At 37.7% G+C, this 19348-nt stretch carries 15 protein-coding genes, 4 tRNA genes and 1 pseudogene; 5 read left to right on the top strand and 15 right to left on the bottom strand.

What is annotated here, in order from left to right; all coding sequences use genetic code 11:
• Window positions 1-17: 17 nt before the first annotated feature.
• A complete protein-coding gene (dapF, locus tag AC01GB_RS08500; protein ID WP_474451461.1) occupies window positions 18-842 on the bottom strand; it encodes a diaminopimelate epimerase in 825 nt (274 codons plus the stop codon).
• Window positions 843-859: 17 nt separating this feature from the next.
• On the bottom strand, window positions 860-1063 hold the full coding sequence (gene lptM, locus AC01GB_RS08495) for an LPS translocon maturation chaperone LptM (RefSeq protein ID WP_474451460.1): 204 nt from the start codon (window positions 1061-1063) through the stop codon (window positions 860-862).
• An 85-nt stretch (window positions 1064-1148) separates the two neighbouring features.
• Between lptM and cyaY the strand changes: the two genes are divergently transcribed.
• A complete protein-coding gene (gene cyaY / locus AC01GB_RS08490; protein WP_474451459.1) occupies window positions 1149-1472 on the top strand; it encodes an iron donor protein CyaY in 324 nt (107 codons plus the stop codon).
• A 30-nt stretch (window positions 1473-1502) separates the two neighbouring features.
• Here cyaY and AC01GB_RS08485 read toward each other — a convergent pair.
• Window positions 1503-4071 (bottom strand): annotated as a pseudogene (locus AC01GB_RS08485) (class I adenylate cyclase).
• Window positions 4072-4626: 555 nt separating this feature from the next.
• Between AC01GB_RS08485 and hemC the strand changes: the two are divergent.
• The 4 genes from hemC to hemY are packed head-to-tail and all read left to right on the top strand — an operon-like array spanning window position 4627 to window position 8758.
• Complete coding sequence (gene hemC / locus AC01GB_RS08480; protein WP_474451457.1) at window positions 4627-5568, top strand: hydroxymethylbilane synthase; 942 nt, start codon at window positions 4627-4629, stop codon at window positions 5566-5568.
• Window positions 5565-6302, top strand: a complete 738-nt coding sequence (gene hemD / locus AC01GB_RS08475; protein ID WP_474451455.1) for a uroporphyrinogen-III synthase — start codon at window positions 5565-5567, stop codon at window positions 6300-6302. Before hemC ends, hemD begins: the two co-directional genes overlap by 4 nt.
• A 21-nt stretch (window positions 6303-6323) precedes the next feature.
• On the top strand, window positions 6324-7568 hold the full coding sequence (gene hemX / locus AC01GB_RS08470; RefSeq protein ID WP_474451453.1) for a uroporphyrinogen-III C-methyltransferase: 1245 nt from the start codon (window positions 6324-6326) through the stop codon (window positions 7566-7568).
• The gene (gene hemY / locus AC01GB_RS08465) at window positions 7565-8758 is read left to right on the top strand and encodes a protoheme IX biogenesis protein HemY (protein WP_474451452.1); all 1194 of its coding nucleotides are present in this window, start codon (window positions 7565-7567) and stop codon (window positions 8756-8758) included. Before hemX ends, hemY begins: the two co-directional genes overlap by 4 nt.
• A gap of 1187 nt (window positions 8759-9945) precedes the next feature.
• On the opposite strand, the gene AC01GB_RS08460 is transcribed toward hemY, so the two are convergent.
• The 12 genes from AC01GB_RS08460 to rfbA all read right to left on the bottom strand — a co-directional run bounded on the left by AC01GB_RS08460 (window position 9946) and on the right by rfbA (window position 19339).
• Window positions 9946-10022: transfer RNA gene (locus AC01GB_RS08460), tRNA-Pro, on the bottom strand.
• Between the two features lie 57 nt (window positions 10023-10079).
• A tRNA-Leu gene (locus AC01GB_RS08455) sits at window positions 10080-10165 on the bottom strand.
• A 19-nt stretch (window positions 10166-10184) separates the two neighbouring features.
• Window positions 10185-10260: transfer RNA gene (locus AC01GB_RS08450), tRNA-His, on the bottom strand.
• A 73-nt stretch (window positions 10261-10333) separates the two neighbouring features.
• Window positions 10334-10410, bottom strand: a tRNA-Arg gene (locus tag AC01GB_RS08445).
• A 153-nt stretch (window positions 10411-10563) separates the two neighbouring features.
• Entirely contained in the window at window positions 10564-11940 is a 1377-nt protein-coding gene (thrP, locus tag AC01GB_RS08440) for a bifunctional threonine/serine APC transporter ThrP (RefSeq protein ID WP_474451451.1), read from the bottom strand.
• A gap of 266 nt (window positions 11941-12206) precedes the next feature.
• Complete coding sequence (wecG, locus tag AC01GB_RS08435) at window positions 12207-12944, bottom strand: lipopolysaccharide N-acetylmannosaminouronosyltransferase (RefSeq protein WP_474451449.1); 738 nt, start codon at window positions 12942-12944, stop codon at window positions 12207-12209.
• 28 nt (window positions 12945-12972) lie between these two features.
• Window positions 12973-14310, bottom strand: a complete 1338-nt coding sequence (gene wzyE / locus AC01GB_RS08430) for an ECA oligosaccharide polymerase (RefSeq protein ID WP_474451448.1) — start codon at window positions 14308-14310, stop codon at window positions 12973-12975.
• On the bottom strand, window positions 14310-15392 hold the full coding sequence (locus AC01GB_RS08425; RefSeq protein ID WP_474451447.1) for a TDP-N-acetylfucosamine:lipid II N-acetylfucosaminyltransferase: 1083 nt from the start codon (window positions 15390-15392) through the stop codon (window positions 14310-14312). Before AC01GB_RS08425 ends, wzyE begins: the two co-directional genes overlap by 1 nt.
• Window positions 15389-16639 (bottom strand): lipid III flippase WzxE, encoded by a 1251-nt coding sequence (gene wzxE, locus AC01GB_RS08420; RefSeq protein WP_474451445.1) that lies wholly within the window; start codon window positions 16637-16639, stop codon window positions 15389-15391. Before wzxE ends, AC01GB_RS08425 begins: the two co-directional genes overlap by 4 nt.
• Before the next feature lies 1 nt (window position 16640).
• On the bottom strand, window positions 16641-17771 hold the full coding sequence (gene rffA / locus AC01GB_RS08415; protein ID WP_474452358.1) for a dTDP-4-amino-4,6-dideoxygalactose transaminase: 1131 nt from the start codon (window positions 17769-17771) through the stop codon (window positions 16641-16643).
• On the bottom strand, window positions 17758-18480 hold the full coding sequence (gene rffC, locus AC01GB_RS08410; protein WP_474451444.1) for a dTDP-4-amino-4,6-dideoxy-D-galactose acyltransferase: 723 nt from the start codon (window positions 18478-18480) through the stop codon (window positions 17758-17760). Before rffC ends, rffA begins: the two co-directional genes overlap by 14 nt.
• Window positions 18464-19339 carry a glucose-1-phosphate thymidylyltransferase RfbA gene (gene rfbA, locus AC01GB_RS08405; RefSeq protein ID WP_474451443.1) on the bottom strand — a complete coding sequence of 292 codons (876 nt, stop codon included), beginning with the start codon at window positions 19337-19339 and terminating at the stop codon, window positions 18464-18466. The genes rffC and rfbA overlap by 17 nt, the downstream gene beginning before the upstream one ends.
• Window positions 19340-19348: the final 9 nt, after the last annotated feature.

Raw genomic sequence — 19348 nt, 5'->3', positions numbered from 1 at the left:
TCTTAACCAAACAAAACTTAGAAATGAATAACACCATCATAAACATGTGTCGCAGGGCCTGTCATAAACAGTGGATGACCTAGTCCATTCCAACGAATTTTTAACATGCCACCAAGTAAATCAACACGGACATTTTTTTTTAATAAACCTTGCTGAATACCGATAGCAGCAGCAGCACAGGCACCACTTCCACAAGCCTGTGTTTCTCCTACACCACGTTCATGTACACGTAATCGAATGTGCTCATGATCAATCACCTGCATAAATCCTATATTAGCTCGCTCAGGAAAACGTTCATGCTTTTCAAGCATCGACCCTATTAAAGCAACTTCAGCCGTGTCAATATTTTCAACCTGTAATACACAATGAGGGTTGCCGATAGAAACCACGCCACATAATATTGTTTGTTGCTGAGTTCTAATTATATAAGTTTTCTCAGCTTTTTTCGCTTTAAATGGTACTGTATTTGGCTCAAACTCAGGAACTCCCATATTGACACAAACATCTTCATTTTCTGCTACCGATAATGTCAACCTGCCAGATTGAGTACTTACCTTGATATCGCGTTTATTGGTCAGTTTTTTAAGGCGAACAAAACGAGCAAAACAACGGGCACCATTACCACATTGAGCCACTTCACTACCATCGGCATTAAAAATACGATAATGAAAATCAAGAGCGGGATCATAAGGTGCTTCAACAACTAAAAGCTGATCAAATCCAATGCCCTTATGTCGATCTGATAAACGACAAATAAGCTCAGGAGAAAAATAAACATTCTGAGTAACGGCATCTACCACCATAAAATCGTTACCCAAACCATGCATTTTGGAGAATTGCATTTTCTACTCCATCTTAATCAATTGGCTATTTTGTCATTACTCGATTTTTGCAATGTTTCGGTCTGTATCAATTGATGTTCTGTCTCTTTAGACGATATCGTACTTTCAGTCTTTTGCTCCGCTGTTGCTTTTGCTGGAAAATAGAGTGGCCCTTTCAAACCACAAGCAGAAAGTAAGGTTAAAAATATCGATGTCATAAATAGCCAAAGTAATTTTTTCATTATGTTAACGCCTGCATGTTTAAATCATTATCCTTTATAATCTATAATCGCAGTTAGGCGTAGAAAAGCAAATAGGAAATTGACGATGACAGACACAGAATTTCATCAACTGGTTGATAAAGTGATGAATAAAATAGAAGAACAACTTGATCAGTATGATGGTAATAATGATATCGATTGCGAAACCCATGGCGGTATTATGACACTAACCTTCGAAAATGATAGTAAAATTATTATCAACCGCCAAGAAGCACTCCATCAAATATGGCTAGCTACACGGTCAGGTGGTTACCACTTTAACTATAAAATAGACAATTGGTATTGTACTCGCAGTAATAAAAATTTTATCCAAATATTAGCCTATGCTATTAGTGAACAAAGTGGTGAACCACTTTCATTTGATCTCTAACTGCGAAAAAACAAATACCATTCTTTATTATTAATGTATATAAAAACTAATACCTGATTCTTCTCGACAGACATTCTCATTGAACGGTGAGTTTGAAAATGATCCAGACAAATAAGGAATGACTTGATTTTTATCTTCTACTTTTATTATCTGATAAAATTGCGGTAAATTGAAATTGACTAAACTTGCACGGTAGGTAGAACGATAATGTGAGGATGAGTAAAAACGGCTAACATCCCTAACAAGTTCTTCTTTGTTTCCTTCACAGTGTGAATAAATTTCCACCCGGTTTTTTTCATCTAAAATATAGATATTAAAACCATGATTTTCTTCTGTATCCTCAAAGAAGAATTGTACAATCCCTTCACTGGCATAACCATCAACAACTAAAGGTAAATGATAAGTTTCTTTGATATCCAATTTTATCGTCAAGCCATGTAATTTATTATTAGAAATTGCACCATAAAATTCGACTGCATTTTCCAATTTCTGCACTGAAACATTCAAACGCTCAAAAAATAATCCCCAAGTCTGACCTGCAATACGTAGTGCCTTAAAACGCCCTGAGTCATTACAACTGCTTGATAGACGTAATTCAATACATTCTGAAACCAACTGTTGAACACGTGTACCGATCAACCCTCTCATATGTTGGCTATAGCAGAAAACTTCAACCACATCTGGCAGTTCAGCATCTTGATGCATTTTGCCCAGGATCGTTTTTAATGCTTCCAACATAGATTGCTCACCGGAAAAATGCAGTGTTCTCACCTCATTCCAAGAGTTACGATACAGTAGATCAATACTGCTCACTAAGCATTGCGGTGGATCACCAAAACTCAATATGTCTAATTTACGTAAATCAAAATGAATAATTTGATCAGAAAACACCGCTGTCGGATCTTTCTCTAAATTAACAATAATGGCTAAATGGCGAATTTCACAGGGACTATATAAAGCTTTTGGTGTGGGTGCTAGTAATCGAATAGGAAAATTTGTGGTTATATCATTAATAAATTGATGTAATTTATTCTCATCACATTGTGAACCACCATTATGAATATAAATATGGGATTGTTCTGTCAATAAACCATTGAAGTAAGTCCATGCCACTAATTTACTAAGATAACGGTTATATTCTAAAGGTTGGTGTCCAATGATAGAATCAATAGTTGGCGCCTTATTATATAAGTACCAACCACTGCGATTGGCGCGCCCAGCAGGAACATAAATAAAAGTGAGATGACTTTCAGATCAGATCTGGTGAAATTTGCGGATTAACTAAAGTGACTTTGCCAGGTAATACTTCAAAGGCGGCATACAATTTCCGCGTCAACACACCAATATCTTGTGGGCTTGCACTAATCCGTAAATTATTACGACGGGCAAAACGAATAAGATTACGATAACTTTGCATCATGGTGTCAAGTAATTCATTATGTGCATCTCGAACCTGCGCTATTTTCCAATAATTTCGTTTGTCGAGGACGCTTAATCGCTCTGTATTCCACTCCCATGAAGTAACAAGCTGTGATAACACCTGCCTGCGCCAACTACCACTCACCGAGGTACTATTTTCATCAGACAAGTTTTCACAAACTTTGAGGTAAAAACAGCGACGAATCAAATCAAGGCGTTTAAAATCACCGATTTCCATTAAATAACGGGTAACGCGTTCTAACATTAAACAATAGGCATCCAGACCATAGGAAACAATTTCCCCAGCATGCAAACGTTTCTTAAATTCCATTGCCAGCAACATACCATGCGGATAATTCCAGGAATAAGCTTCCAGTAAAATACTTTTCAGCACCGCTTTATAAGGAGAATCAACACTTTTATACAATTGCCACAAGCTAGCACCAAAATACTCTTCAGCCGATAATTCACCTAAGCCGCCTAAATCCAACCACTCATTTGGCGTTAATACTCCCCGCGCGTACAAAAATAAAACATATTCATCATAATTGGCTTCTTCTTCTGCGGGTACCATCATCCATAGCAAACGTTTCCCAGCCATACGAACCGCTGTACGATAAAATTCATCCAATAGCAATATATGTTGTGTTGTTCCGCAATCTTCATCGCTCAAACTACCACTCGTATGATGGCGAAAACGATTTTCATCAATTAAAAAGAAAGTAACATCTATACCAAGCGAGGACGCCCATTGCTCAATTAATGTACATTTTTTTTGTAGCAGTTGTCTTTCTTCTTGATCTAACCATGATTGATGACATACCCAAATATCTAAATCAGAAACATCACTTTGCCCGATTGATGATGAACTTCCCATGGAATAAATACCTGTAATAGGTAATTCACCATTGGTTTGTTGTGAAGATAGTTCACAAAAAAGATATGCCTCAAACTGCTTTAACCAATTAATTTGCTGAGCATCAGGCGCAAAAAAACAGACACCAGCAGGTACATTACCTTCTATATAACCAGGTAACATGGGATGATGATAATTTAATAAAACTGGCAGCAATCCATATACATGCTTGAACGCTTCATTCATAGAAGATGATGCTCGTTCCAGTCGTAATTGATTGATCGCATCCAATCTTTGCTTTAGTGTCTCAATATAAAGATACAAAAGTTTTGCCTGAATTAACTTTAAAAAATAAATAACCTTAACTCAGCCATTGGTTCCTTGGGTATTGGGGAACGATAACAGCGATAAGCTTTTTGAATAGGTTGCTAGAAACGTGATCAATTTAACATTTTGTACCAAAAGGGTAAAGTACATTACACCTACATTAACTGTTTATTTTTCACACTAAATGCTTTCCATTCTTTTACCTAAAAAATCTTTTTCGCTTCTAAGAATTTCAAATAGATGATCTGTATAAAAAAAGGATACTATTGGTTAAATTTTCTTATCAAAATTTTATAATTACCTCCATTAATAAATATTCAGATAAATATAAAAAAATTAATTTAATGTGTATTTATTTGCTTTAATCCAATAACAAAAAATCACGTTGCAACTGTTGTAAACCACTTTTTTCTGTTTACAAATTGAACTATTCATTAGTTATATTTATTAATTGTTCAGCTACAACTGGAAAAAAACTTACCAAAATGTTAAAACTGTCTACCTTTCTTTTATAATTCACTCATAATCTAATTACCTAAGAAAAATAAAAATATGTCAACACAAACACTGCGTATCGCAACAAGGAAAAGTCCATTAGCAATGTGGCAAGCGATTTTCATAAAAACACAATTAGAAAAGCATCATCCAACACTAACGATTGAACTTATTCCCATGAGTACTCAAGGTGATATCCTACTTGATACTTCCTTGGCTAAAATTGGTGGCAAAGGACTTTTTGTTAAAGAATTAGAAAATGCACTACTAGAAAACCGAGCTGATATTGCTGTTCATTCTATAAAAGATATTCCCGCAACTTTTCCTAATAACTTAGGATTAATCGCTATTTGCCAGAGAGGAGATCCTCGTGATGCTTTTGTATCCAATCAGTACGATTCCCTTGATGCGCTTCCAGCAGGGAGTATTATAGGAACATCAAGCCTACGCCGCCAATGCCAACTACGTCATACTTATCCCCTCTTGGTTATGCGAGATCTGCGTGGTAATGTCGGAACACGGTTGAGTAAATTAGATAATGGTCAATACGATGGTATTATTCTTGCTGCAGCTGGCTTAAAACGTCTAAGTTTAGAAACACGCATACGTATGCCACTGCCACCAGAGCAGTCATTACCAGCAGTTGGGCAAGGCGCAATTGGTATTGAATGCCGTCTAGATGACTATCACACACAACATTTTCTAGCGTCATTACATCATCATGATACTGCTATCTGTATTCAAGCAGAACGAGCCGTCAACAATCGATTGGAAGGTGACTGCCAGGCCTCAATAGGTAGTTATGCTATTTGGCAAAATAAACAAATTTGGCTTAGAGCGCTAGTTGGTGCACCCGATGGTAGTCAAATTATTCGTGCAGAAAGATATTTTACCCCTGAAGACGCTCAACAAGCGAGTATTGAACTTGCGGAGGAGTTACTCAATAACGGTGCTAAACAAATTCTTAACAAAATTTCGCCAGGAGCATTTTCTCGATGAGTATATTGGTCACCAGACCAAACCCCAGCGGTGAAAAACTTGTTCAACGTATTAGGTCATTAGGAAAAATGGCATTTCATGCTCCACTGATTGAAATTATGCCAGGTAATGAACTAGTCCTTCTGCCGACTAAATTAGCCAGGCTAACTAATGGTGATCAGGTTTTTTTCTTATCGCCAAATGCGGTATGGCATGCTAATTCAGCACTTTATTTAGCAGGACGAAAATGGCCTGATGCGCTATCCTATTATGGTATAGGGCATTCAACAGCATCGACTTTTCACCGATTAACTAATTTGCCTATTCAACTATCTCAAGCTGGTGAAACTAGTGAGACATTAATTGAATTACCTGATTTACAATCAATATTAGGCAAAAAATCTTTGTTATTGCGGGGTAACGGTGGACGTGAACTACTCGCCGCGACGTTAAAATCGCGCGGAAGTCATATTGATTATTGTGAGTGTTATCAACGTCAACCAATAAAATATGATCGACAAACTTTCCAGTTGCAATGGCGGCAGGCAAATATTAAAACAATTATTGTTACCAGTGGCGAAATGTTACATTTATTATTTAACTTAATTACAGATGATGTTAAACCTTGGTTGCTTTCTCGCCACTTGATTATTGTCAGTGAACGTTTGGCCAGTACTGCTTACCAATTAGGGTGGCAATCAGTCAAAGTAGCCAAAAGTGCTAATAATGATGCTTTAATTCAGGCATTAATGTAAACCTATATTGAGATATTAATTATGACGGAACAGAATAAACCTAATGAGGCAAGTGAAAGCCCATCAAATGCCTCAAAAACAACAACGCAATCTACAGCCAAAAATGGTAACCCCCATAGGCAAAAGCGTTCTGGTCTGTTTGGTAGTATAATTACTATCGTTCTTATTATCATACTCGGTGGTGGCTTCTATTATTATCTTCATCTAAAACATCAACAAATAGTCAATGAAAGCAGTGAATTACAACAACAAATAAATGAATTACTACGTCAACAAGAAACAGAAAAACAGCAAATTAACCAATTGGTTGAATCCCAGCGTATTAGCCAGTTAGATAAGAAAGAATATGAGCAACAACTTGAACAACGCGTCGAAGAATTACAAGCACAAATCACAACACTTTCAAGTACAGATGTAAAAAGCTGGTTACTTGCCCAAGCTGATTTCTTAGCCAAAATGGCTGGCCGAAAACTTTGGAATGACTATGATCCCGTTACTGCGATTGCCTTATTAAAAAGTGCTGATGCAAGTCTAGCAGAAATGAATGATCCTAATTTAATTGAGATCCGAAAAACGCTTAATAATGATATCAGTGGGCTATCAGCCATTACCCAAATTGATTATGACGGAACTATTTTAAAGCTTAATCAACTGAGCAGTGATATCGATAATTTACGCATAAATGATAGTGCTCCAGATGGTAACCCCATGGATGAGGATAGCACGGAACTTTCCAATAATATTGATGATTGGAAACAAAATCTTAGCCAAAGTTGGAAAAATTTTAGTAAAAATTTTATTGCCATTCGTCGTAGAGATTCTCATGAAACGCCTTTACTTGCACCAAATCAGGACATTTACCTACGCGCCAATATTCGAGCACAACTACTTATTGCCGCCCAAGCCGTACCTCGTCATCAAGAGCAAATTTATAAACAATCTTTAGAGCAAGTTTCAACCTGGATTCGAATTTACTTCAATACCAACGACGCGGCAACAAAAGCCTTCCTTACCGAAGTCGATAAACTGATTGAACAACCGATTACAATGGATATTTCCAGCGAGTTAAAAAGTTTATTACTACTCAATAAAGCGTTGCAAAAGCGTATTCAAGGGCAAATCCTTTCTTTTCCAACACCGAAACCACAAAAAACGCAACCAACCAACGAAAAGAGAACAAATCATGACATAAAAAGAGTTCCCCCTGCTCCAACAGAAGAAACGGTAAAACCTAGCAATAAAACCGCCCAGGAGGGAACTGCATGATAAAAGTACTGATCCTTTTTATTGTACTGATTGCTGGCATCATTATTGGTCCCATTGTCGCCGGGCACCAAGGTTATGTACTGATCCAAACCAACAACTACGATATTGAAACCAGTGTAACCGGTTTAATCATCTGTTTTATTATTTTACAATTTATTTTCTGTTTGCTTGGCTGGTGCTATCGTCGTATTCGCGGTACCTCATCATTTACCCATAATTGGCTAAAAGGCCGTAAATATCATAAAGCGCACAGTCAAACACAAAAAGCATTACTAAAATTAGCGGAAGGTGATTTTTCACAAGTGGAAAAACTACTGACAGGTCATGCTGACTATGCAGAACAACCGGTTGTTAACTATCTGCTGGCAGCAGAAGCCGCTCAACAACGCGGTGATGAGTATCGTACCAATCAATATCTTGATCGCGCAGCAGAAGTCGCGGGTAACCATCAACTTTCTGTTGATATTACACGCGTACGTATACAACTTGCTGAAGGTAAAATTCATGCAGCACGCCACGGTGTTGATAAATTACTGGATCAGGCACCGCGGCACCCTGAAGTCTTAAGAATGGCAGAACAAGCCTATCAACGTTCAGGAGCTTATCAAGCGCTTATTGAACTTTTGCCTATTATGCAAAAAGAAAAGTTATATAGTGCAGAAGAGATCGATAAATTACGTAAAGACACCTATAAAGGTTTGATTAATCAGTATATGGCTGAAGGTGGAAGCGAAAATTTAAAAGATTGGTGGCAGTCTCAAGGACGTAAAATACGTCATGATCCGGTACTACAATCGATCGTTGCAGCTCGCCTTATTGAATGCGACGATAGCGAAGCAGCAGAAAAAATTATTATTACAGGTTTAAAACAGCAATATGATGAACATCTTTTATTGCTAGTTCCTCGTTTACAAATTAGCGACAGCAAAGCAATGAATAAAATCCTGACCAATCTAATAAAACAGTCAGGTGGCGCCACTCCCTTACTAAATAGTACATTAGGTCAACTTGCATTACAGCATGGCGAATGGCAAGAAGCGGAAAAATATTTTAAGTCTGCTTTAGCACAACGTCCTGATGCTCACGACTTTGCATGGCTTGCTGATGCTTTAGATAAACAACATAAAGTGGAAGAAGCAGCACAAATTCGCCAACATGGCTTACTTTTTTCATTAAAGCATGAAAATTGATGACTCTCTTCTCTATTGTTTTGATCTCGCCTCTAACTTATGGAGGCTTTTTTACCTTTATCGATTGATTTGACATTTTTAACGTAAAACATTTGGATCAAATATCATCAATAATACTATTTAATCATTACCTGTTGAATAAAATTTTAGCTTTGCTAAATAATTAACAAAATAAAAAAACACCTATCAAAAGATAGGTGTCAAAATACAATCAGGTCTACAGACAGATTGTGCCTCACTCAACGTTGCGTCCGGTTGGTGATGGATATTATGCATCGATAACGTGGACAATAGGCACATCAAATTGGCTCTGCGTCATCAAATAGTTTGTGAAGCTGAAAGCTATCACAAGAAGCAGGATGAGCATCTACACTCTATCTTAGGGCATAATTCATGCCAAATATTACTTTTTTACTCAAAGATAATCTTTTTGCGCCCACTTTTGAATAAATATTCACCAATTAACTATTGTTTGCCTTTTAACAAAATAATTTTACTTACTTTAATTGCCACAATTCACGATACACATTATCAAACTGTCTCTTATTAGAGACGTTATAGCAATATTTATATTTTTTCTTTCTTTTTCATGAAATAAAATGTCTCTATATTGAGACATTAATTACTAGCTTTGTTGTTAAAACACGACAAACTTTTAAAATAGATAAAAAAAACAACATTTTAAATACAATTATGCTATTTTTTCGCTATAAAAATGGGGGAATCGATGTTGACAGATAACGAGTATAAACTAACTTATTCACACTTATTTGTTTAACTAAATATAATGGTATAATTAGCATAGCTCTTCATTAGCCGCTTATTACGGCCTCTGCTGGCTTCTCACTCCGGCTTTTACCGCCACCCTTTGAGGCGTTAGGTGAGATCTCCACCAAGTAAAAACACATTATTCTTCATCACACAATCACCGCATTTACGCTATTTTTCCTTAATAATGAAAGCCTTATAGTTTTTAATCCATTCCGCTTGCTTGGCTGCGCCTTCCATGCATGAGCTCATGACTTACGCTGCTCGCTTACTCTCATATTTGGTCGCTGGCATGCAATTGCGCTTCACTTAATTTGCTATGATACGCTTATGACAAAACTTTCACTCGCAAGAATGCGCCCATACTGGGCACACAAAAGAAGAAACCCTGCAATAAATTGCAGGGTTTCTTTAAAATTTGGTCGGCGAGAGAGGATTCGAACCTCCGACCCACTGGTCCCAAACCAGTTGCGCTACCAGTCTGCGCTACTCACCGAAAAAAATCTCTATTTAACGATGTTTTTTATGTAATTTTTAAAACTTCTTTATATTATGGTGGAAAGGGGGGACTTGAACCCCCTCATCCGTAAGGATACTGACACCTGAAGCTAGCGCGTCTACCAATTCCGCCACCCTCACAAACTGCATAAAACAAATATGGGGTGACTAATGGGATTCGAACCCACGACAACCGGAATCACAATCCGGGGCTCTACCAACTGAGCTATAGCCACCATAAAATCTTTAAAAATTCAATTAATTGTATACAACATTAATCTACTACACCGTAGCAGAGCACGCATCAAATGGCGCGCCCGACAGGATTCGAACCTGAGACCTCTGCCTCCGGAGGGCAGCGCTCTATCCAGCTGAGCTACGGGCGCTTAACGCCGTTGCGGGTGAGGATGGTACGGATTTAATAGCATGCTGTCCAGTGATTTTTTAAATAAAAAGATTATTTGCTTATGCTTTATCCATTTCAATCATAAAATTAACCTTACCATCATTTTTCAATCAGTAAAACAGGTTATTGCTAATCATTTTTTCATTGTTTTATGACGGAAAAGACGATTCAAAAAATAGATCACAGAAACAATCAATAAAAACACGCCGCCAACAATTAATGATAAACGCGTATCTGGATTAATTGCCATGCCAACAAGTACACATGCCAAAAAAAGCAGGGTCAAATAATTCACGTAAGGAAATAATACTGATTTGAAAGTATGTTGGGCTAATTGCTGTTGATGCACTTGCCGAAAACGCAATTGACTCAATAAAATAACAAACCAAGGTATCATTCCAGGTAATACACTTGCACTATAAACATATACAAAAACCGCTTGTGGATCAGGGATAATATAGTTAAGACCTGAGCCAACAATAAGGCACAAAATTGTTAGCATAATACATCGTGCAGGCACACCATTTGCGGTCACTTTCAATAAAGATTTTGGCAGTTGACCATTCTGTGTTAAAGCATAAATCATACGTCCGCCACTATACATGCCACTATTACAGGCTGATAATGCCGCTGTAAGTACCACAAAATTAATTACCTCAGCTGCCGATACAATGCCTACTTTGGCAAACATTAGCACAAATGGACTACCATTTTGACCAATATCTGTCCAAGGAAACAACGTTACAACAATAAAAATAGCACCGACATAAAAAATCAAAATTCGCCATAAAATATTATTAATAGCTTTCTTTAATGTGACCTGCGGATTTTTTGCTTCTCCCGCAGTAATACCAACTAATTCAGCGCCTTGATAAGAGGCAACTACAATACAAAGCGCAAATAAAAAGCCTTGCCAGCCACCCGCAAAAAACCCACCATGCTCAGTCAAATTGGCTAAACCAATCGGTTCAAAGTTATTGCCAATACCAACAAAAATCACCCCTAATCCAATCAAGATCATCACAATAATCATGGTAACCTTAATCATAGCAAACCAGAATTCCAATTCACCGTACAAACGTACTGCGGCCAGATTAGCTAATGCAACAAGTACAACTGCAATCAACGCAAAAATCCATTGTGGAACCTCAGGAAACCAGAATTCCGCGTAGACACCAATCGCTGTGATCTCTGATATACCAACAGCGACCCACATGAACCAATACCCCCATGCCGTTAAACATCCCCAATAAGGGCTCAAATATTTATAACCAAACGAGGCAAAGGCGCCAGTAACAGGTTCAAGAAACAGCATTTCTCCCATTGAACGCATAATAAAAAAAACAAATAATCCAGCAACAATATAAGCCAGTAATACAGAAGGTCCTGCCCACTTTAACGTACTGCCAGAACCCATAAATAAACCAACACCAATTGTTCCACCTAATGCAATAAGTTCAATATGCCTCGCTTCAAGGCCACGACTGAGACCTTGTTCCGGTTTCCCCATAGCAATTTCCTGCCCTTTCAATAATCACTTAATACCATATGATCTTCATGGTCATAATGGCAGATAATAGTGCCGTAATGAAAACATGTTTTTAATAATAATCAAATAAAAATTTATAAATGTAATTAAAATAGTGTTAATTGCTCAACAATGAAAAAACAGTTGTCAGCCAAAAACCCTATTTAAAAGAAGACATAGCAGATGGAATTGAAATTTACTACTGTTAAAACGAACCTTTACGATAGAAATAATACACAAATAAAAAACTACAGTTTGCCACTATAATAGTAACCCAGAAAGCGTAATAATTTTACCTGTCGTTTGATACGACTCGGTTGAGAAAGCAATCTATATAACCATTCCAATCCTAATTGTTGCCATAATTTAGGTGCTCGTTTTACATGTCCGGTAAAAACATCGTAAGTACCACCTATTCCCATATAAAGTGCATCTGGATATACTTGCCAGCAATCCCGGATAAAAATTTCTTGCCTTGGTGAACCCATTGCTACCGTAACAATTTTTGCTCCACTAGCCTTGATGCGCTCAAATAATATTTCACGTTGTTCCCACTTAAAATAACCGTCCTGGCTACCAACAATATTCACTTGCCACTGAGTACGAAGCTTATTTTCAGTCTGTTTAAGAATTTCCGCTTTTCCACCAAGCAGAAACACGGGTACAGCTTTTTGACCTGCAATTGCCATCAATGCTTCCCACAAATCAGCACCCGCAATACGTGAAACCTTTGCTTGTGGGTATTTACGACGAATCGCTCTGACAATACTGATTCCATCAGCATAGAGATATTCTACTTTAGCTAGCAACGCATTTAAATCACGGTCTTGCTCTGCAGTTAAGACTTTTTCCGCATTGATAGCCACCAATGTTCCATGCTTAACTTCTTGATCTGAAATTAGATAATTGAGGAAATGGGTTATATCATGAAAACCCCAAATAAGATGACCTCGAATATCATATTTCGGGATCACTTGTTGCTTCATACATTACTCCAGTAAGCTATTATTTAGCTTATTTTTTACAATCATTCGTGGTATATATGCGAATTAAACCGGCTTTGGCAAATAACCAATAAACCAGTTTGGCAACAAACAAACAAAGCACAAATACCAAGCCAAAAAACACCACCCGCGATACGAAAGAGTCTACCCCTTCACGAACCAGGACAATAATATTAAAAATAGCGCCAAAACAGAAAACTTGCAGAATAACGGCTTTATAATGATTAACTTCAATCTTACTTTTTTCATAAAGCCAATCAAACCATTTAATAATCAAGCCAACGCCAATTGCACCGATAGGAATAAAAATAACCCCACCCATAACCACTAAAGAACCAATTAATGTGGGCGATATAGCTAAACCAGAGTGATTATCAAGCACTTGCCAGGTAAAATAATTGGCTGAATTCAATACCATATCAGGTCGTTCAGGCCATAGCCAAGTGGGAATAAAAACATAAAAATCACGTACAATAGGAGCTAATCCCTGGAATTCGATTTTATCATAGTTATCAAGTAACAGAGCCAAATTTTCCCATGGCGAAAAGGTATCACGCGTTAAATAGAGAAAAGTATAAAAAGCTTCCGCACCACTAACATCTAATCCATAACGCTTTAACGCTAACCAAAACATACCAATAATGCTAATAACACCAGCGATAATTAGCATCCATAAATTAATCCAGCCACGGACGATACCGATAAATAGGAAAAGCGCAAAGGCAATAATAATATTAGCCCGTGTTCCACCGACAACTAGATAAGTGAGTACCCCAAAAGCAACTGTGCTAAAGAGAAAAAATAACCAGCGATACTGGGTCGGCTTTAAAAAATAGACAATTAACATTGCCGGAATGAAAAAATAAAAAAAACGTTTTAATGCTACACTTGAAACTTCACTAGAAAAAATCTGACTATAAGACTGTAAACGAAACAGTAAAAAGCCATTTTGTAAGAAAAATATTGCTACTGTCACTATAGCAATGAGCATCAACAAGAGACAAGTTAGCCGCGTTTCTACCCCATTCATAGTGAATAACGACTGTTCAGATTGTTGGACACCCGTTCGCAAGCGGGTTTTGTAAGCGATATAATAAACAATATAAAAACTGATGGATGATAGCAGCGCATTCAATAATGCATTGGTTGATACCACATTAACATCAAATTGAAAAACAAGTAATCCCGTTAATGGAAAACCAAAGTAGAACGTTAATAAATAAAGTAGAGAGAAAAAGATATTAAAATTGAAGCGTACTCGTCGAAATTCACGATATGTTAGTGCCAAAATTAATATCAGAGAGATAAAATAGACAATCGATAGGCCACCAAATTCCATCATAGTCATTACTGCTCTCCTATCGATGTTAATGCAGCTTGCCATCCTTTAATAAAATTAGGGTTGAAAAAAGCTATTTGGCTTCTATCCGTTAACATCATTTTCTGTCGCAGGGTATCCAGTTGCCGTTCATCTAATTGATCATCATAAAATAAAAAAGGTACAGACTGCTCAATAAGATCCTGCCAAAAGTAATTTTGCCGGCTAATAATAAAAGGAATGCCAAACTGAATTAATAAACACAATGTGCCTATACCTTGCTGTCGTTTGAAAATAAAGTAACCTAAATCACAACAACGCAGTAAAGTGAGATAATCACAAAAAGCCATTTTTTCCTTAATAATTGTCACTTCTCCATTAGGAAAATAATTTTCGGCCGCTTGGGCAACTTCGGCAATATATACTTGATTATTAGCGGGATATCCCATAGGAACAAAAATTTCGACCAGCTGTGAAGCAAACTGCTTTTTGATAGCCTGCAACGCTTCAATATGTCGATTGGATTTATCACCTGAGTTACCAACCAAAATTGTCACTTTATCCGTTTGATTAATCGATTTTTCATAGACGGTTAAGGCTGGATCCATTTTGGTTGGAAAATAGAGTAGTGATGTTGGTATAGTTGGATTTAACTGAGAAAAATAATTTAAATCCCCTCGGGTAGCAAAAACATGCCCTACCCGTTTAAATGCCAAACGCCGAAAATAATAAAATAATTTAAATTTCAATGCAGCTGAGTCTTCATAGAGATCAGCTCCCCAAATATGCCATAAAAATTGTTGTCGACGGATCTTGCCAAATAATAATGCCAACCAAATTGATACATTACATTGACCATGAAAAAAAAATTGGCAATTTCTATCTGCTTTTGCTTGCATAGCGATAACTTTAGCAATCGCTTTTTTATTATCAAATTGGTTAATGTGTAGTCGTGGATAGCGTGATGCTAGAGTGAGGTCACGGCTAACAACCATAAACTGTCTTTTTTCTGGTGATGGTATTGACGAAAATAAAACATCATTAAAAAATGCTAACACTGTCTGGTTATGATGTGGGATGTCAGAGCCTAATACATGGATTAAGGTTTTCATGTGCGCCTGCGGTAAAGATAGAATATGCCACTACAAAGCATAAAATAAACAATATAAGTTGCCATATAAGCCTGGGCAGCACCTAACGCGCCATAAGCGGGTATTAACCAATAAGCAAACCCTGTTAACAGCGCAAATTGAGTCACCTCCGTTAAAATGTAAAACCGTAATGCGGCCTTAGCAATAACTAAATAACCAAATACATAAGCGCCTACTTTCAATACATCACCAATCAACTGCCAAGCAAAGAGATCGCGCATTGCAATAAACTTATCGGAAAAAAGCAGCCAAATTGCCAGATCTCGTAATAGCCATACGGTAAAACTGGCTAACGCAACCGCCGGTAAAACAAACTTCAAAGCTTTAAAAATTTCTGCACTAATCTCATCTCTATGCTGCAATTTAGCTAAAGTTGGCAATAAATAAACGGTAAAAGATGCGGTAATAAACTGTAAATAAGCATATGAAATACTACTCACTGCCTGCCAAATACCCACTTCATCCCAACTATAACGCTCAGCCAATAAATTTCTCATCATAATATAAGCAACCGGCAACGTGACTGAGGTTATTAACGCCATTAAGGTGAATTTAGCTAAGTGATGACCAATGGTACTATTCCACCTTGGTTTAAAATATGACCAATTCAGCTGTTTATGACGCAAAATCATGATCACGGCTGGTACAACAATTAGTGCAGGAACTAAAGCCAATCCTATTAGCGCTCCTTGATAACCACTTAATCTAAAACAAAAATAGTAAGCAATCACGCCTGCTAAGCTACCAACGATAATCGATAGCGCATTACCTTTCGCATCACGGTAACCTTTTAGTATCGCCAAAAAGTAATTCGCATAAGCGATGCCCATTTGTATCAATCCTAAGGCACAAATAACCATTTGATAATGGGTATGACCAAATAGCGCCAGACTGATAAATGAGCTAAATAATAAAAAAATAAGCGCTAATAGGGTTGAAAAACCCAAAATAATTAATGATGAGGTACCTAATACAGTGCCTAATTTTGTTGGTGTCTGATGATATTCAGCGACATATTTAGTCACGCCATTGAAGATCCCTGCACCAGATAAAACACCAAGTACAGTAATTAGTTGACGGAAATTTCCCGCCTGACCAACACCGCTCGGACCAAAAGAGACTGCCAATAATTTGATAACAACTAACCCTACCCCAATTTTTATTAAGGTTGAAATAGCTGTCCAAACAGACGCTTTAGCTAATGACATATTAAGCAAAAAAACATTGGATTTGATTGATCACTTGTTGCTGCTCTTCATCGGTAAGATTATAAAACATCGGTAAACGAACTAAACGATCACTTTCCTTCGTCGTATAACAATCATCACCATGAAAACGGCCAAATTTATGACCTGCTGGACTAGAGTGTAAAGCAACATAATGAAATACTGACAAAATATTTGCTGCTTGCATATGCTTATTAAACGCGGTTCTTTGCTCAATATCTTTTAATTTGATATAGAACATATGGGCATTATGTTCTAGATTTGCCGGTATAACCGCCAAATCTAATTTACCAACTTCAGATAAAGGTTTAAGCGCTTGATAATAGTTTTTCCATAACGCTAGCCTACGCTGATTAATTTTTTGCGCTTGCTCCAATTGCGCCCATAAATAAGCCGCTTGTAGATCTGACATTAAGTAACTAGAACCAATGTCTCGCCAAGTATATTTATCAACTTGGCCACGGAAAAATTGGCTGCGATCCGTGCCTTTTTCCCGCACAATTTCTGCTCGCTCGATAAGTGACGGTTCATTAATCAGTATCGCTCCCCCCTCACCACCGGAAGAGTAATTTTTTGTTTCATGAAAACTATAACAACCAATATGCCCTATCGTTCCAAGCGCTTTCCCCTTATAAGTGGACATAACACCTTGAGCCGCGTCTTCAACAACATAAAAATGGTGTTTTTCTGCCAATCCCATAATGGTATCCATCTCACAAGCCACACCAGCATAGTGAACAGGGACAATAGCGCGAGTTTTGGCCGTGATCGCCGCTTCAATTTTAGTCTCACCCATATTCATGGTATCAGGACATATATCGATAAAGACAATCGTTGCGCCCCTTAGCACAAAAGCATTAGCAGTAGAAACAAAGGTAAAACTTGGCATAATGACTTCATCGCCAGGTTTAATATCAAGCAAAATAGCTGCCATTTCCAAAGAGGCGGTACAAGAAGGTGTCAACAGTACTTTCGGGCAGTGGAAATGCTTTTCCATCCACTCTTCACAACGCTGAGTAAAGTGCCCATCACCACATAATTTGCCACTCTGCATGGCTTCTTGCATGTAACTTAATTCAGTACCAATAACCGGTGGTTTATTAAATGGGATCATGTCGTCCTCGATATAACCAATAAGCTGTGCTTTCAATTTGTGCACCCATTTGTAAATAGAGACGCATAGCGAAAATATTGCTGATTTGAGTCGCTATCTTTAATCGCTCTACCCCTTGCTGCTCACACCATTGACAGGCGGCTGCTAGTAATTGTTTACCAACCCCTTTGCCCTGATGGGCTGGAGCGGTGGCTAATAAACCAATACGCGCCTCTTTTTCAGTTGACAGTTTCCTTATGGTGACAAAGCCTTGAATATTTCCTTGCTTATCGTTAACTAATAAACAAAGATCATCAAAAGTAGCCTTAACTGCTTTTTCAAGCCAAACAGAATAAAAACGGGCATTATCTGTTAATCGATACCAGGGCGGGCGAAAACGACTATATGAAAAAGCCTTAGCCGCAATACTTTTCAATATTTCAATATCCTGTTCCATCGCCACAGCTAGATCTAAGCTGTGATTTTTTGCCCTACTGGCAATATTTAGACAAAAATCGATTTCACTTTCTACCAGCCAAAAACCCATCGCCAATATTGCATCAATCAGTTTAGTATCAGCGGTAGCAATTTTAGCTTGCACAATATCGTAGTCAGCTAGTTGATCTAATGAGACAATTGGCGCATCGGGTGCAAAATGTAACTTGGCCGTTTTACGCTTAAAGAAATCACTTTCCCAACTGAGTATTTCAATATTAGCGTGGATGGACATGCAGCAAATCCTGTAAATATTGACCATAACCGGTTTTCGCCAGTTTTTCCGCTGATTTTCGAACCTGTTCATCCGTCGACCAACCGTTACGCCATGCTATTTCTTCCAGACAAGCAATTTTAAATCCCTGCCTTTTTTCAACGGTTTGCACAAACATACTCGCTTCAATCAAACTGTCATGGGTGCCGGTATCTAACCAGGCAAATCCGCGGCCTAACAGCTCAACATTTAGCTCTCCACGCTCAAGATACATTTGATTCAGACAGGTGATCTCAAGTTCTCCACGTAGCGAAGGTTTAATTTGTTTAGCAAAGTCAATTACTTGATTATCATAAAAATAGAGGCCAGTAACCGCCCAGTTAGATTTAGGTTGCTGAGGTTTTTCTTCAATAGACAACACTTTGAACTTTTCATCAAATTCAACTACGCCAAAACGTTCAGGATCCATCACCTGATACGCAAAAATTGTTGCTCCCGACTGACGAGCCACCACAGATTTCAATTTATCGCTAAAAGCCTGCCCAAAATAAATATTGTCGCCTAATATCAAACAGCAAGCATCATCACCTATAAAACTTTCACCGATCAAAAACGCCTGCGCTAATCCGTCCGGCGAAGGTTGTACGGCATAACTGAAATGAACACCGAAAGCATCACCATCGCCAAGTAACCGTTGATAATTAGGTAAATCTTCAGGCGTGGAAATAATCAATATTTCTCGGATACCTGCCAACATCAGTACCGAAAGCGGATAGTAAATCATTGGCTTATCATAAATAGGTAACAGTTGTTTAGAAACTCCTCGTGTAATAGGGTACAAACGGGTTCCAGATCCACCAGCCAAAACAATGCCTTTCATCACCTCTCC

The organism is Candidatus Arsenophonus phytopathogenicus (assembly GCF_056113345.1).
The sequence above is the reverse complement of the archived record's forward strand: the minus strand, read 5'-3'. Positions and strand labels throughout refer to the sequence as shown.